15 protein-coding genes are annotated in these 15,219 nt (G+C 26.0%); 9 read left to right on the top strand and 6 right to left on the bottom strand.

What is annotated here, in order from left to right:
* Position 1 precedes the first annotated feature (1 nt).
* The 6 genes from accD to AAQM_RS02530 all read right to left on the bottom strand — a co-directional run bounded on the left by accD (position 2) and on the right by AAQM_RS02530 (position 6,909).
* Positions 2–868 (bottom strand): acetyl-CoA carboxylase, carboxyltransferase subunit beta, encoded by an 867-nt coding sequence (accD, locus tag AAQM_RS02555; RefSeq protein WP_129094177.1) that lies wholly within the window; start codon positions 866–868, stop codon positions 2–4.
* A 14-nt stretch (positions 869–882) separates the two neighbouring features.
* Complete coding sequence (metK, locus tag AAQM_RS02550) at positions 883–2,097, bottom strand: methionine adenosyltransferase (RefSeq protein ID WP_129094176.1); 1,215 nt, start codon at positions 2,095–2,097, stop codon at positions 883–885.
* A gap of 172 nt (positions 2,098–2,269) precedes the next feature.
* Positions 2,270–2,500 (bottom strand): hypothetical protein, encoded by a 231-nt coding sequence (locus tag AAQM_RS02545; protein ID WP_129094175.1) that lies wholly within the window; start codon positions 2,498–2,500, stop codon positions 2,270–2,272.
* Positions 2,478–4,250 (bottom strand): Na/Pi cotransporter family protein, encoded by a 1,773-nt coding sequence (locus AAQM_RS02540; protein ID WP_129094174.1) that lies wholly within the window; start codon positions 4,248–4,250, stop codon positions 2,478–2,480. The genes AAQM_RS02545 and AAQM_RS02540 overlap by 23 nt, the downstream gene beginning before the upstream one ends.
* On the bottom strand, positions 4,250–6,052 hold the full coding sequence (glmS, locus tag AAQM_RS02535) for a glutamine--fructose-6-phosphate transaminase (isomerizing) (protein ID WP_129094173.1): 1,803 nt from the start codon (positions 6,050–6,052) through the stop codon (positions 4,250–4,252). The genes AAQM_RS02540 and glmS overlap by 1 nt, the downstream gene beginning before the upstream one ends.
* A gap of 83 nt (positions 6,053–6,135) precedes the next feature.
* On the bottom strand, positions 6,136–6,909 hold the full coding sequence (locus AAQM_RS02530; protein WP_129094172.1) for an inositol monophosphatase family protein: 774 nt from the start codon (positions 6,907–6,909) through the stop codon (positions 6,136–6,138).
* A gap of 193 nt (positions 6,910–7,102) precedes the next feature.
* Between AAQM_RS02530 and AAQM_RS02525 the strand changes: the two genes are divergently transcribed.
* Genes AAQM_RS02525 through AAQM_RS02485 form a run of 9 tightly spaced genes read left to right on the top strand, consistent with a single transcriptional unit; the run spans position 7,103 to position 15,063 of the window.
* Positions 7,103–8,185 carry an ABC transporter permease gene (locus AAQM_RS02525; protein WP_129094171.1) on the top strand — a complete coding sequence of 361 codons (1,083 nt, stop codon included), beginning with the start codon at positions 7,103–7,105 and terminating at the stop codon, positions 8,183–8,185.
* Positions 8,182–8,817: an ABC transporter ATP-binding protein gene (locus tag AAQM_RS02520; protein WP_129094170.1), complete on the top strand. Its 636-nt coding sequence runs from the start codon at positions 8,182–8,184 to the stop codon at positions 8,815–8,817. The genes AAQM_RS02525 and AAQM_RS02520 overlap by 4 nt, the downstream gene beginning before the upstream one ends.
* Positions 8,801–10,366: a hypothetical protein gene (locus tag AAQM_RS02515; RefSeq protein WP_129094169.1), complete on the top strand. Its 1,566-nt coding sequence runs from the start codon at positions 8,801–8,803 to the stop codon at positions 10,364–10,366. The genes AAQM_RS02520 and AAQM_RS02515 overlap by 17 nt, the downstream gene beginning before the upstream one ends.
* Positions 10,348–11,322 (top strand): hypothetical protein, encoded by a 975-nt coding sequence (locus tag AAQM_RS02510; protein WP_129094168.1) that lies wholly within the window; start codon positions 10,348–10,350, stop codon positions 11,320–11,322. Before AAQM_RS02515 ends, AAQM_RS02510 begins: the two co-directional genes overlap by 19 nt.
* Complete coding sequence (locus AAQM_RS02505; RefSeq protein WP_129094167.1) at positions 11,315–11,836, top strand: YceI family protein; 522 nt, start codon at positions 11,315–11,317, stop codon at positions 11,834–11,836. Before AAQM_RS02510 ends, AAQM_RS02505 begins: the two co-directional genes overlap by 8 nt.
* Positions 11,837–11,839: 3 nt before the next feature.
* Positions 11,840–12,295: a hypothetical protein gene (locus AAQM_RS02500; RefSeq protein WP_129094166.1), complete on the top strand. Its 456-nt coding sequence runs from the start codon at positions 11,840–11,842 to the stop codon at positions 12,293–12,295.
* On the top strand, positions 12,292–13,029 hold the full coding sequence (locus AAQM_RS02495; protein ID WP_129094165.1) for a metallophosphoesterase: 738 nt from the start codon (positions 12,292–12,294) through the stop codon (positions 13,027–13,029). The genes AAQM_RS02500 and AAQM_RS02495 overlap by 4 nt, the downstream gene beginning before the upstream one ends.
* Positions 13,026–13,697 (top strand): response regulator, encoded by a 672-nt coding sequence (locus tag AAQM_RS02490; RefSeq protein WP_164967017.1) that lies wholly within the window; start codon positions 13,026–13,028, stop codon positions 13,695–13,697. The genes AAQM_RS02495 and AAQM_RS02490 overlap by 4 nt, the downstream gene beginning before the upstream one ends.
* A complete protein-coding gene (locus AAQM_RS02485; protein ID WP_129094163.1) occupies positions 13,687–15,063 on the top strand; it encodes a sensor histidine kinase in 1,377 nt (458 codons plus the stop codon). Before AAQM_RS02490 ends, AAQM_RS02485 begins: the two co-directional genes overlap by 11 nt.
* Positions 15,064–15,219 lie beyond the last annotated feature (156 nt).

The raw sequence follows: 15,219 nt of genomic DNA, 5'->3' as shown, positions 1-15,219 counted from the left end.
ATTAACTAATTTTTTCTTTTTGAAACATTGTTAATAAATCAGTTAGAGTCTTTTTCATTTCTGATCTATTTACAACCATATCAATAGAACCTTTTTCTAGTAAAAATTCTGCTCTTTGAAATCCAGCTGGTAAATCAGCTCCAATAGTTTGCTTAATAACTCTTTGTCCTGCAAATCCAATTAATGCACCTGGCTCTGCCATAATAATATCACCTAAGAATGCAAATGAAGCAGAAACTCCACCCATTGTTGGGTCTGTTAATATGGAAATATATGGAAGTTTTGCATGATCAAGTTTTTTAAGAGCTGCTGAAGTTTTTGCCATTTGCATTAAAGCAAATGTTGATTCTTGCATTCTAGCACCACCAGAAGCTGAAACAATAATTAATCCTTGTTGTTTTTCAATAGCTCTATTAACTGCTCTTACAATTTTTTCACCTTCAACTGAACCTAAACTTCCACCCATATAAGCAAAATCAAAAACTACTAGTTGTACTGGAATTTCATTTATTTTTGCTTCTCCACTAACAACAGAAGATGTTCTTCCTGTGTTTTTTAACGCTTCTTCTACTCTTTTTTTATAAGAAGTTTTATCAACAAATTTTAAAGGATCATTTGGTTTTAATTCAACATCATATTCAACAAAACTATCTTTATCAGTTATAATTTCAATTCTTCTTTTTGCACCAATTCTCATATGAAAATTACATTTTGGACAAATATTATCTTGAGCCTCTACTTCTTTAAAAAACATCAAAGAATTACATTCTGGACATTTAATCCAATGACTTGGTGCATCTTTTTTTGTTGGTTGCTCTTTTGATTTACTATCAAAAGATATTTTGCTAAATAGGTTTCTTAAATCCATAATAATCCTTTTTCTTAGTTTTGAATATTCTCAAATTTATCTAGTTCGTCTAGTTTTTCCCACGGATAATCGCTTTGTCCAACTTGACCACGAGCTGCTACATCTGCATAAAGAAATGTTTTTTCACTTGGTCTATCTAAAGCAAATTTTTGTGTAATCCATCTTGGAGTTAATGGGAAATTTTCCATTACAAAAGCTGATAATTTATCATCATCAAATTTTGTATAAGAACCCATTGTATCAACTGAAACAGAAGTTGGTCGTGCAACTCCAATTGCATAAGAGATTTGAACTACTGCTTTTTTAGCTAAACCAGAAGCAACAATATGTTTTGCTATCCATCTAGCAGCGTAAAGTCCACTTCTATCAACTTTTGTATAATCTTTTGAACTTTGAGCTCCACCACCAATTGGTGCATATCCACCAAATGAATCAACGATTAATTTTCTTCCCGTTAACCCACTATCATGTAAAGAAGAGTGATTTACATATCTTCCTGTTGGATTTATATGAATAATTGTACTCTTTTTATCATACATATTTGTTGGAAGTCCAGAATCATCTATTAAGCCTTGGATTAATTCTCTTACTTCTTCTATTGGCATTCCTTCAACTGAAGGTGCACTTACAACTATTGTATGAATTTTTTGAGGCTTACAATTTTCAAAATTTTCTTTTGTTCCATAATCAACTGTAACTTGTGTTTTAATATCAACTCCAAGTTTTTGATTATGATGTAAAGCATAATTGTAAACTTTATCACACAACATTCTAGCATAAGTAATAGCAGCTGGCATAAAATCAGCAGTTTCACTTGATGCAAATCCAAACATAATTCCTTGATCACCAGCTCCAATTTCCCCATCAACTTGATCAACTCCTTGATTAATATCAGGGCTTTGTTGATTTAATAAAACTTGAACTTTTACATCATCAGGATGCAGACATTGTTCTTTTGTAAAAGCTGATTTTCCATCATATCCAATTTTTGCAAGAGCGTCTTTTACTATTTTTTCATAATCTTCTATTGATAAATTTGCACTTGATTTTACTTCTCCACCAATAACTACATGTTTCCCTGCAACAAATACCTCAGAAGCAACTCTACTATCTTTATCTTCAATAATTAATCTGTCTACTATCGAGTCTGCTATAATATCTGCACATTTATCAGGGTGTCCTGGACTTACTACTTCACTTGTAAATAAGTATTGTCTTTTTTTTTCCATTTTTGTTTTCCATCCTTTGTTTTCCACAAGAAAAATCTTGAGTTGTTTTCCATCTTTTGTTTTCCATTTTTTTGTTTTCTATAATTTGTAAGAAATTTAAAATAAAAATTTAAAGAATTCAATTTGCCATAAAGACAAAAAGTTTATAATTTTAACTAAAAATTGCTGTTATTTACTTTTTTTGTTTTAATTGTTTTCTAAAATCTTTAAGTATTTCTCTCTCTTCTTTTAGTTTTATTTTCTCTTCTTGATTATTTGTATTTCTAATTTTTTTCTCTAATTTTGAAATTTTTTCTTCTATTTTATCTCGTAATTTTTCTATCTTTTTCTTTTCAACATCTTCTTTTTCACTAATCAGTGATAGATATTTCTTTGCTTTTTCATAAAGTTTTAAGAGCTTCATAATCTTCTCCTAGTTGTTTGATACTTAGGTCTTCAATCCATAATACTTTAGCAACATTTATCAACTTATTGATTACAATATTTGCATGTGCATTGTCATTTAACAATGTAGTAGCCATTTTTTTATCAATTCTTTTTTCTCTAATTAAAACATCAATTCTTCCAGTTGCAATTACATCTAAACTTTTTAAATACTCTTTTAATAATTCAGCTTTTGATAACACATCTATTTCATCTTTACTATTTTTAATCTCATTGATAGTATTCATTGTTTTTGCAACAGCTTCTCTTAAATAATTATATTCATCTTTTATATAATTATTATCACTTGAAAGATATTTACTTATATTCTTTTGCAACTCTTTTGTATTTTTAACAGCTTCTGCTATATCTCTACAAGCACTTCTTAAATCATATAAATAAAGTTTTTTTTCATTATCTAGTTCATTTATAAAATAAGTTGAATAATCAATAATATCACTATATAAAGATTTTATTCTTGTTTGATAAAAATCATCAATATTTAAATCAATAATATCTGATGATTCTTTTACTACAACTGCTATATCAGATTTTCCCAAATATCTATGTCTATGTAACATAATAGCATGACTTAAAACTTCAGTGGCATTATCATATAAATGAATAGTCTCTTTTCTTGTAGCTTTTAACGCAGCAAATGGAACAGCAACTACTTCCATATCAAGATATTTTGGTTTTAATATATAGCTTTCTACATCTTCCACAAAAAGTTTCTTTAAAAAACTTACTAATTTAGGAATGAAAAATGAAAATATTATAAGCCCTATTAAATTAAATAATGTATGAAAAACTGCTAGTTTCATAGCCCAATCATCTGCACCTATTCCTAAAATACTCGACAAATAATCAACTAAATCAACTATAAAATATAATAAAGCCAAAGTAATAACAGCGGTAACACCTTTAAATATAAATAGTCCAACAGCCATTCTTTTACTATTTGCATTTGAAACCATTGCTCCCATTGCTGCTGTAGTTGCTGTTCCTATATTTGCTCCAACAGCGATAGCCATAGCATTTACATACATTATTTGACCTGTTGCAAGAGCTGTGATTGTTAATGCCATAGTTGCACTACTTGATTGAATAATAACAGTAGCAATTGCTCCAACTAATGTATAAATAACAATTCCGGCATAGCCCTCCATTGAAAATTGAGCTAAATCTATTCCTTGTTTTAAATCTTCAAATCCATCTTTCATATATCCAATACCTAGAAAAACGAAACCTAAACCTAAAAGAATATTTCCTATTCCTTGAATATTTTTTTTCTTATAAAATCTAAAGATTACTCCAAAAATAATCATAGGTAAAGCAAAAGCTGCAACATCAACTTTTACTCCTAATGTTGAAACTACCCATGTTGTAGCAGTTGTTCCAACAGCTGATCCAAATACAACTCCCAAGGCACCTGCAAGTGAAATAATTTTTGCTGACAAAAAGGAGATTACAATAATTGCTATTAATGAAGAACTTTGTAAAATTGCAGTTGCCGTTATTCCTAAAAATACTGATTTTGAAGTTGTATTTGTACTTTTAGCAATTAATTTTTCTAAAATTCCACCACTAAAAAGTTTAAACCCATCTTCCATAAAATGCATACCAATTATAAAAATTCCAACTCCAGCAACTATATATTTTGAGTCTTCATTTACATAAAGTAAATAAACTAGTAAAGCTAATAATATGTAAGATAAATATTTTTTCATTATTCAACCGTTACTGATTTTGCTAAGTTTCTTGGCATATCAACATCATTTCCTAGTCTTATTGAAATTTCCATTGATAAAAGTTGTAAAACTATTAGCATTTCAAAAAATTCCAACATATAATGATCGCAAGAATTTATTTTCACAAAATCATCTGCCAAATCAAAATCCAATGGTGAAATAGCACAGATAGTAGAATCTCTAGCACTTAACTCTTCTACATTTGATTTAATTTTATCATAAAGTAAATTTTGTGGCATAAGTGCAATTGTAAATAATTCTGGGTCTGCTAGAGCAATAGGACCATGTTTCATTTCACCAGCTGGATAACCTTCTGCATGTAAATATGAAATCTCTTTTAATTTTAAAGCTCCTTCTAAAGCAAGAGGATAAAAAACATCACGACCAATAAAGAAAAATCCATGTCCATGTAAATATCTTTTTGATAATCTTTTCATTTTTTCATGAATTTTATCGCTAATACAAAGTGATTTTGGAACTTCTCTTAAAGTATGTAACTCTTGTTGCATAACTTCAACTGAAATCACGTTTTTTGCTTTTGCAAAAAATAGAGCTAACATCCAAAGAACTACTGTTTGAGTAGAAAATGCCTTTGTTGAAGCAACTCCTTTTTCAATTCCAGCTCTTGTTAAAATTGTAGCATCTGCTGTTCTTGTCATCGAAGAATTATCAACATTACAAACTACAAGTGTTTTAAGACCTGCATTTTTTGCCATCTTTAAAGCTTCTAAAGTATCAGCTGTTTCACCACTTTGAGAGATTACAATAAACAAAGTATCTTTTGTTAATAATGGCTCTTTATATCTAAATTCGCTTGCTATTTCTACATTACATTTAACCTTTGAAAGTCTCTCAAATAAATATGAAGCAGTCAATCCTGCGTGATAAGAAGTTCCACAAGCACAAATTTTTATTTCGTTAATTCCATCTATTATTGATGTTTCAATTTCATCAAATAAAATTTCACTATCTTTAATTCTTCCAAGCATACAATCACTAACAACACTACTTTGCTCATAAATCTCTTTTTCCATAAAGAATCTATATCCATCTTTTTGTGCAAATTGCTTTGAAGTAGGAAGTGTTGACCATGAATAATTATCACAAAAAAACTCAATAGAATCAGCACTTGCAACTCCACCAACTCCATCTTCTAAATAGACAACATTTGAAGCAAGTCCAATAAGTGGAGCATCAGAAGAAGCGAATAAAACTTCTTCTTTTTCATTTCCCTTCGCTACAATTAATGGACTTCCATGTTTAAAGAAAAACACTTTTGATGAATCTACCTTTGTAATTAGTAAAATTGAAAAAGCTCCTTCAAGTTTTTCTATTGTACTTTGAAAAGCTTTTGTTGTATCATTTAATTGATTATAAAAATTTTCAAAAAGATGAACTATAACTTCTGTATCTGTTTGAGATACAAATTTATGACCTTTTGAAATCAATTCTTCTTTTAACTCTTTATAATTTTCAATAATTCCATTATGAACAACATAAGAATATTCACCTAAATGAGGATGTGCATTTAGTTCAGTTGGTTTTCCGTGTGTTGCCCATCTTGTATGTCCAATTCCTAAATTATAATTGCTACTTGCTGATGTATTAACCTTTTCTTCAAGATTTACAAGTTTTCCTAAAGCTTTAAATACATCGATTCTATCATCTTTTAATACTGCAATCCCTGCACTATCGTATCCTCTGTACTCTAACTCTTTTAATCCATCTAACAATATTTTCGTAGTGTCATTTTTACCAATATAACCAACTATTCCACACATAAAAAACCTCTTATTCTTATTTTAAAGTATTTATTATATTTAATAATAACTAAATCTGCCCTTTTCTATCTTTTTTGATTATTTTATAAGTTTAAATTTTTTATAAACTCTTCATGTATTTTACTATTTGTTGCAACTATATATTTGTCTTCAAAAAGTTTATATTCATCACCTTCTATATTTGTAACTTTTCCACCTGCTTCTGTAAGTATTAAAATTCCTGCACTAACATCCCAAGCTTTTAAATTCATCTCATAATATCCTTCAAAAACACCCTTTGCAACCATACATAAATCAATTGATGCACTTCCTAATCTTCTAATATCTTGACATAAAGGTAAAATATCTTTTATTTTTTTTATCACATCATTTAAATCATCACTATCTGTTCCACTTGAATATGGAAAACCTGTTGCTATTAATGCTTTTTGAAAATTATCTTCTTGTGAAACTTCTAACTTTTTACCATTTAAATAAGCACCACATCCAATTTTTGCTTCATATAATTCATCTAAAATTGGATTATAAACAACTGCTAAATAAGGTTTTTTATCTTTATAAACTCCAACAGAAATAGCTGTATGAGGAACTTTATTTACAAAATTTGTTGTTCCATCAATTGGATCAATTATTATTGAATTATTAAATTCAATTGAACTATTATCAGACTCTTCTGCAATTATATTAAACTCTTTAAATTTTTTTGAAAATTTCTTTTTTAAATACTCTTCAACCGCTACATCATATTTTGTTACTAAATCTTTTTTTGCTTTTAAACTTACTTCTTTATCTAAGTAATATCCTTTTTTAAGTATTTTTCCTGCTTTTTTTATAACTTTTATTAATTCTTTTTTCATCTTTTTCTCTTTTATCTCTAATTTTATTTGTATTTTATCTAACTTACAAAAAATAAACACTTTATTTATACAAAAATAATTATTTTTTAAAAAATTCAAAATATTTAAAACAAATATGAACAAAAATTCATAATTAATTCATAACTGATTCATATTCAAAAGTTAAACTTTCAAAAAAATGGAAGGATAACTTTTGATTTCATACGCATTAAAAGCACTAATTGCAAATAAACTAAAAACTCTACTAATTTTTTTAAGCCTTATTTTTTCAATTGTGTCAATCTTTTTAATTAGTTCTATTTCAAATGGAGTAATCTCTATGTACTCTACACTTTTAAAAAGTGACGGAGATATTATAATTACTCAAGCAAAAATTTCTGATACTTTTTTCTCAAACGTAAATATTGACTTAATTGAAAAAATAAATAAGTTTGCCGGAATACAAGAGACTTCAGCATTAATAGTAGGTGCAAGTCCTGTTGAAAACCTTCCAATAGTTGCAATTTATGGTTCAACAAAAAATAGATTTAAAAAATATGAATTAATTTTAGGTAATTATCCAAAAGAAAATGAAGTAATTATTGGAAATTCTATTTATGAACAATTAAACAACAAAAAACAGATTCAAATAGCAAATAAAACTTTTCTAGTATCTGGTGTATTCAAAAGCGAAATTGGATTTGAAAATGGAGGTGTTGTTCTTACTATTAAAGATGCTGGAACTATTTTTAATAAATCTGCTTCAATGATTTTAGTAAATACAACTATTGATTCAAATAGCAATGAAATTATCGAAAATATAAAAGAGTTATCAAATGAAATAGATGTGAAATCAACACAAAATTTTGTGGATAACTACAATCAATTTAAAATTATAAAAACCTCATCAAATGTAATTTCAGCAATTGCTTTTGGTATGGGTCTTTTAGGAATTGTAAGTTTGATGACAATAACAATCAATCAAAGAAGAGCTGAGTTTGGGATAAAAAGAGCTCTTGGAATTTCTACTTTAGAAATCGTATATTCAATTATATTTGAAAGTATTATCTTAGGATTTTTAAGTTTTATTTGTGCATTTTTTATCTCAAATATTGTTTTGTACCTAATAAAAAATGTACAAAGTTTACAAGGATATGTAAATGGAGAAATATCTACAACTTTAGCGTTGTATATATTTATAACTTCAATTTCTATGGCAATTATCGGCTCTATAATTCCTGCGATTAATGCTTCAAAAATTGACCCAATTGAGTTAATTCAAGGAAATAAAATATGATTAAAATAAAAAATTTAACTCACTATTACAACAATGATAAAGCTATTGATGACATCTCACTAAATATTAACAGTGGTGAATTTATCTCTTTTATTGGAGAGAGTGGAAGTGGAAAATCAACACTTTTATCAATCTTATCAACACTTCTTAAACCAACTAGCGGAGATGTATATTTCAATAATTTAAATTATACAGATATTTTAAATATTGATAAATTTAGAAAAGAAAATATTGGTTTTATTTTTCAATTCCACTATTTAATAAATTATTTAACAGTAAAAGAAAATATCAAATTAGCAAATAAAAGAGTGAAAGATGAAGAGATAAAAAATCTTTTATCAACTCTTGGAATTGAAAATTTAATAGACAAATATCCAAATGAAATCTCAGGAGGACAAAGACAAAGAGTAGCAATTGCTAGAGCATTAATCAACAATCCAAAAGTGATTTTTGCTGATGAACCAACAGGAAATTTAGATTCAAATAACTCACTAAAAGTATTTAAGCTTTTTAAAAAACTTTCAAAAAAAGGAACAACAATTATTGTTGCAACTCATGATAAAAACTTAGCCAAAATGGCTAATAAAATTTACGAGCTAAAGGATGGAAAAATCGATGAAAAAATCATTTAATTTTGAAAATTTTATTTCTAATCATTTTAAAATCTCTATCGCATTTTTTGCTTTAGGATTAATTTTTGGAATAATCTATTCTATTAATTTATTAGGATTTTCAATTGATTCTGAAACTTTAAATCCAGTAAATATGCGTTCTATTCACATAAGTTTAATGCTTTATGGATTTGTTCCATTAATGCTTTCATATTTACCATTTTTACTAATAAATAAAGAAGTTGGTGTTTGCGATGAAGGAATTAGATACTTAAATTTATATACTATTATTTGGTACATTTTTTTAGTATTTATGGTTATTTCACTTCTTCTTGGTAAGAATAGAGGTTTAGCTTTTTATGATTTTGCTTATGAATTAAATTTCTTACTTGCAATTGCAGGGGTATTTTATATTATTGCTTTATATAAATTTATCAAACTATATAAAGTACTTCCTTTTTGGATAAAAGTTTGTCTTAGAGTTGTTATTATTGCTCCAATCACACTTTTAATTCTTATGAATCCAATAATTGGACAAGTAGAAAGTACAGTTACAGGTCCTCATGGGGATAATACACTTGGAATGAGTTTAGCTTTAATTCCTATTTATTATCTAATTATTAAACTATTAAATGAAAATGAATTTAAAGCTAGATGGAATATCTTATGGATAATTCCTACACTATTTTATTTTGGAACAGTTTTATATAGAATATTTTTTGAACCATTAACTTACAATCAAGAGTGGTTTGCTCAATATTTAACACTACTTTATGTTCCTCTTCTATACAGATGGTATAAAGATTCAAATATCAAAATTCATGCAAAAAAAGCTTTATTAATTTCTATTTTAGCTTTTCTTTTTGTTGATATTGAAGGAAATATTCTTTTTATTCCAGAAATTAGATGGTTATTTCATAGAAATGATTTAATAGTTGCTCATGCTCACGTTGCTATGGGAATTGCAGTTTTCTTCATGGTAATTTCAATGTTCATAAATCACATAAAAGAGTTACATAAAGGAATCTTCTTAAAGTTTTATCTAGTAGGAATTTTAGGAATATTTACAGTGTTATCTATTTCTGGATTTACACAAGCTGGATTTAGCACAATTCCAACAGATAAATTATGGATTCTTAGAACTCTTTTTGGATTTGTTGCATTTGGTTTTATATTTGCATTTATAAAAATTAGAACAAATTATTCAAAACTTGAACTTTACAATTTAGCTGGAATTGGTGCAGATGGTTTAGGAGGAATTTTCTTAATCCTACTTGCAAGTTTTACTTATCCGTTATTTGGTTTCTCATTTAATGGAGTATATGAATATGTTGTATTTACTTTTGTAAGCCTTACTGGAATCATCCATTTTTTAGCTCTTAAAAACCCTAATTTTACAATTTTAACAGTAATAATTAGAGTATTTGCAAGTGCTATGTTTTTTGCACTTTATTCAAGTAATAGACTGGGAATTGAAGCACTTATAATTTGTCTATTTGACTTATCATTTGTGTTTATTTATTTAATCTTTTTTTATAATAAGGAGAAATTATGCAAAGATTTATGTTAATACTTTTTATAGCAAGTGAGCTTTGTTACTATTTACTAATAGCTCAAACAGGTATCGTGGAATATTTTTCATCTGATTTATTTTTAATTGCTCCACTTCCAATTGGAGGAGTTATTGGTTCATTATTAGTTTCATATATTAATATTGAAAATAAAAATAAGATATTTATATTTTTAATAATTCAATTAATGATGAGTTTTGTATATCCAAACTTTAATTTAATCACACTATTTATTTTAGGAATTGCAGTTGGAAGTTTGGCTCCTTTAATAATAAATGAAGTTAAAAAAACATCTTTAGTAGAGTTGGGATTAGCGCTTAGTATCTCTTATGTAGTTGGTACTTTTTTATTCAATTATGAAGTTTCAAATAGAGGATTTATTGCTATTTTCTTAACAATAATTACTTTAGTTACAACACTGTTTTTGCCAAATTTACCAAATAAAAAAGAATCAAATACAACTTCTCACTCTCTTTTAATTATGGTTTTATGGGTATTTTTAGATTCTGCACTTTTTGAATCATTATCAAGAGATACTACAATTTCTATTTGGAGAGATGGCTTTACAATGGAAATTGCACTATTTCATATTATTGGAGTATTTTGTGCTTTATATTTTAATATTGAAAAAAATCAAAAAGAGTTATTAATACTAACACTTTTTGCACTTTCATATCTATTTTATTTTTTAAGGGAGGGATTTATTTTAGCATTTATTTACCCATTTGTAATTTCATATTACAACGTAGTAATTTTACAATCAATTAGAAAAAAAGATTTTAAAACTATTACTCTTTATATGATATTTATTGGATGGTTAGCTTCAGGTGGTGGGCTATTTGTTGCTCTATCAAATTTAATATTATTTGTTCCAGTAACTCTTTTAGTTGCAATTATTAGAGTTATTACTAAAGATTATTTATCAAATCAAACAAAGGAAGTTAAATATGTATAAAGTTGCTTTATTTTTAATTTTAAGCTTAGGTGCATTTGCAAGTGATTTAAGCATTGTAAAGGGTGAAATTAAAGCTCATACAGAAGTTTTTGGAGATAGTGAAATCAACCCTCAAACAACTCATATTAAAAGTTTATTAACAATAGCTGACAAAATAGAGTCAATAAAAGGAGAAGTATTTTTTGAAACACTATCACTAGTTAGTTCAAAAAAAGATAGAGATGAACATATGTATAAACTTTTAGATTCAGAAGTACATAAAGTTATATCTTTTACGATAAAAAATATTGTAAAAAATGATACAAATTATGATATTAATGGAGTAATTTCATTAAATGGTGTAAAAAAAGAGATTACTGTAAAAAGTGATATAAATGAACAAAACAATCAAATTGTTATGGTTGGAGGTTTTTCTTTTAATCTTACTGATTTTAATTTAGAACCACCAACATTACTTTTTTTAACAGTTAGAAACCAAGTTGATATTAATTACAATATTGAATTAAAAAGATAAATTATGTTTAGAAAACTTATATTATCAACAATACTTTCAACTTTAGTATATAGTTCTCCACTAAAGTTGAATGATAAAATAAGTAATTTTTCTTTAACAGACCAATTTGATAAAATTTATACAATTACAAGTGATGTAAGTACTATAGTAATTACTTTTGAAAAAGAGACTTTAAATAGTATAAACGATTTTTTATCAAAAAAAGAGAAAGATTTTCTTGAAAGAAATAATGCAATATTTATTGCAAATATCTCTTGTTGGCCAAATATATTTACAAGAATGTTTACATTACCAAAGTTAAGAGACTATAAATATTCAATTTTATTAATCTACGATGAGAAAAGCGCGAAATTTTTAGAAGTAGAAAATAAAATAACTGTATATTCAATAGAAAATGGTATTGTAAAAAATATAAGATATTTAAATTCAATATTTGAATTGGAAGAGATTTTAAAATGAATTCTCTTCCATTCAATGAACTTGAAATATTAGTAGATAACAAAAAACTAGATTCATTTAAAATACTTCATTTGAGTGACTTACACATAAATAAAAAAACTTCAATAAAGCATCTAAATGATTTAATAAATTTTTGTAATTCTACTTCATTTGATATTTGTGTTATTACTGGAGATATAATAGATTGCAAAGTAAAATTCATCAAAGAAAAACTTGAAATTTTAAATAAAATAAATGGAGTTGTTTACTACATAAGTGGAAATCATGACTTATTTTATGGAATTGACGATTTAAAAAAAAAACTTACAAATTTTATTTTTATGGATAATGAATGTAAAGAGTTTATCTATAAAAATGAGATTATTCATATAGCAGGTCTTCCTGATAGATTTTCAAAATTTTTTGGAATAAAAAGAGATATTAAAAAGATTGAAAAACATTTAAATAATTCTCCTTCAATATTTATTTCACACCAACCAAAAGATTATAAAATTGCCTTAAATTCAAACTCAAATCTTTTTTTATGTGGACATACTCACGGAGGTCAAATCTATCCTTTTCACTATCTTGTAAAACTTGTACAACCTTTTTTAGCAGGACTTTTTTATAAAAAAAATACTGCCATTTATATAAATAAAGGATTAGGATATTGGGGAATTGATTTTAGATATAAAGCTGATGCAGAAATAACTTTAATTAAATTAATTACTAAAAGAGTAGAATTATTACTATGAAAATATTAATAATTGAAGATGATTTAAAAATCATAAACTTTTTGAAAAAAGGTCTTGAAGAAGAGTGTTATATAGTTGATTATTCAACAAATGGTGATGAAGGATTATATCTTGCTAGCGTTCATAGCTATGATTTAATCCTACTTGATATTATGCTTCCAATTAAAGATGGGATAGAAGTATGTAAAACTCTAAGAAAAAACAACATTCAAACACCAATAATAATGCTTACAGCAAAAGACTCTATAGAAGATAAAATCAAAGGCTTAGATATTGGTGCAAATGATTATCTTGCAAAACCTTTTTCATTTGCAGAACTATTAGCAAGAATTAGAGTGCAACTAAGAACAACTAATTTTACAGAACAAACAAAACTAACGATTGGTGATTTGGAGCTTGATTTACTAAAAAAAACAGCAAAAAGAGCAGATGAGAATATAACGCTAACTGCAAAAGAGTTTTCATTACTTGAGTATTTAATCAAAAATAAAAATAGAGTTTTAAGTGAAACAACAATAAATGAAGCATTATCTTCATTTGAAGATTCAAATATTAGTAATATTGTAAATGTTTATATTTATAGATTAAGAAATAAAATAGATAAAAATTTTGAAAAGAAACTTATAAAAACAGTTAGAGGAATAGGATTTAAAATAAGTGACGAATAAATTATCTATCAAAAAAAAATTATTAATTTATAGTTTTTTAATACAAGCTATTATTTTAGGAATATTCTCTTTTTCACTTTATAAGGCACTTGAAATTTCTACTTTAGATAAATTACAAACTACATTAAAAGTTATAATTCTTGATGTGACAGATGATTTACTCGAAGAAACTCAAATAACAGATGCCTTACTTGATGAAGAAAAAGAGTATAACTTTGAACCATTATTTATTAGAATATTAGATAATAATACATTAAAACCTATCATTCAAACTTCAAATTTTCCTCAAAACATTGAACATAAAGATGAAAATTTAAATCGATTGAAAGAAGGGATAGTTGTATTTGAAGAACAAAGTGATTACTTAGTTAGTAGAATAAAAATTAATTTTCACAATAAACAAAAAGTAATTATTGAAGTACTTACAACAAAAGATATATTATCTTCAACTTTAGAGAATATTTTATATATATTAAGTTTTATTCTTCCAATAGTTTTAATATTTGCAGTTATTGGAGGAAATTTCTTAATATATAAATCTTTTCTTCCTATTGAAAATATACTTGAAGAATTAAAGAAGATAAACGCAAATGATTTGTCAGCAAGATTAAAATCAACACAAAATAAAGATGAGATAAATCAACTAATTATAGAAGTAAATAATTTATTAGAAAGATTAGAAGAATCTTTTGAGAGAATTACCCAATTTAGTTCAGATGCTTCGCATGAACTCAAAACTCCACTTACAATTATTAGAGGTGAAATCGAAATTGCGCTTAGAAAAGATAGAACAATAGAAGAGTATAAAGAAGCATTAAATAGCTCTTTAAATGAAATAACAATTATTGAACAAACAATAAATGATTTATTATTTTTAGCAAAAAATAAAAAAGATTTAATTTATGAAAAAGAAGAAATATTTTATTTAGATGAGTTAGTTGATGAATCAATTAGTGAACTAAAAGGCTTCGCAAAACTCAATGAAGTTACTTTAGAACTATTAGTTAATGATTCAGCTGAAATAAAAGGATTTCCAAATCTTTTAAAAATTGCCGTAAAAAATGCAATAAAAAATGCAATTCAATTTAGTCATAAAAATACTAAAGTAATATTGAATATTTTTGAAAAAAATGATGAGATAATTGTTTCAATTCAAGACTTTGGAATTGGTATTCCCAAAGATGAACAATCAAAAATTTTTGAGAAATTTTATAGAACAGACAAAAGTAGAAACAAAAATTCAGGTGGAACTGGACTTGGTATGTCTATTATGAAAAAAATTATAGATATAAATTATGGAAGAATAAATATTGAAAGTATTGAAAATATAGGAACTACTATTTATTTATCATTTTACAAAAAATAATTTTTTATAATTTAAGTTTTTTTTAATTTAAAAAGATGTTATAATTACATTATCTTAAACAATATAGGAGGTTAAATGACGAAGATTTCACTTTTTATGGTTGTTAAAATTTAACTTAAAATAAATTTACTTACAAGTGAATTAAGTAAATAAAAG

It is taken from the genome of Arcobacter aquimarinus, assembly GCF_013177635.1.
In the GTDB taxonomy this organism is placed as follows: Bacteria; Campylobacterota; Campylobacteria; order Campylobacterales; family Arcobacteraceae; genus Aliarcobacter; species Aliarcobacter aquimarinus.
The sequence above is the reverse complement of the archived record's forward strand: the minus strand, read 5'-3'. Positions and strand labels throughout refer to the sequence as shown.

What these genes read in the sequence shown, in the direction of transcription:
- accD (WP_129094177.1), bottom strand. Translation starts at nt 868, where the DNA reads ATGGATTTAAGAAACCTATTTAGCAAAATATCTTTTGATAGTAAATCA.
- metK (WP_129094176.1), bottom strand. Translation starts at nt 2,097, where the DNA reads ATGGAAAAAAAAAGACAATACTTATTTACAAGTGAAGTAGTAAGTCCA.
- AAQM_RS02545 (WP_129094175.1), bottom strand. Translation starts at nt 2,500, where the DNA reads ATGAAGCTCTTAAAACTTTATGAAAAAGCAAAGAAATATCTATCACTG.
- AAQM_RS02540 (WP_129094174.1), bottom strand. Translation starts at nt 4,250, where the DNA reads ATGAAAAAATATTTATCTTACATATTATTAGCTTTACTAGTTTATTTA.
- glmS (WP_129094173.1), bottom strand. Translation starts at nt 6,052, where the DNA reads ATGTGTGGAATAGTTGGTTATATTGGTAAAAATGACACTACGAAAATA.
- AAQM_RS02530 (WP_129094172.1), bottom strand. Translation starts at nt 6,909, where the DNA reads ATGAAAAAAGAATTAATAAAAGTTATAAAAAAAGCAGGAAAAATACTT.
- AAQM_RS02520 (WP_129094170.1), top strand. Translation starts at nt 8,182, where the DNA reads ATGATTAAAATAAAAAATTTAACTCACTATTACAACAATGATAAAGCT.
- AAQM_RS02515 (WP_129094169.1), top strand. Translation starts at nt 8,801, where the DNA reads ATGAAAAAATCATTTAATTTTGAAAATTTTATTTCTAATCATTTTAAA.
- AAQM_RS02510 (WP_129094168.1), top strand. Translation starts at nt 10,348, where the DNA reads ATGCAAAGATTTATGTTAATACTTTTTATAGCAAGTGAGCTTTGTTAC.
- AAQM_RS02505 (WP_129094167.1), top strand. Translation starts at nt 11,315, where the DNA reads ATGTATAAAGTTGCTTTATTTTTAATTTTAAGCTTAGGTGCATTTGCA.
- AAQM_RS02500 (WP_129094166.1), top strand. Translation starts at nt 11,840, where the DNA reads ATGTTTAGAAAACTTATATTATCAACAATACTTTCAACTTTAGTATAT.
- AAQM_RS02495 (WP_129094165.1), top strand. Translation starts at nt 12,292, where the DNA reads ATGAATTCTCTTCCATTCAATGAACTTGAAATATTAGTAGATAACAAA.
- AAQM_RS02490 (WP_164967017.1), top strand. Translation starts at nt 13,026, where the DNA reads ATGAAAATATTAATAATTGAAGATGATTTAAAAATCATAAACTTTTTG.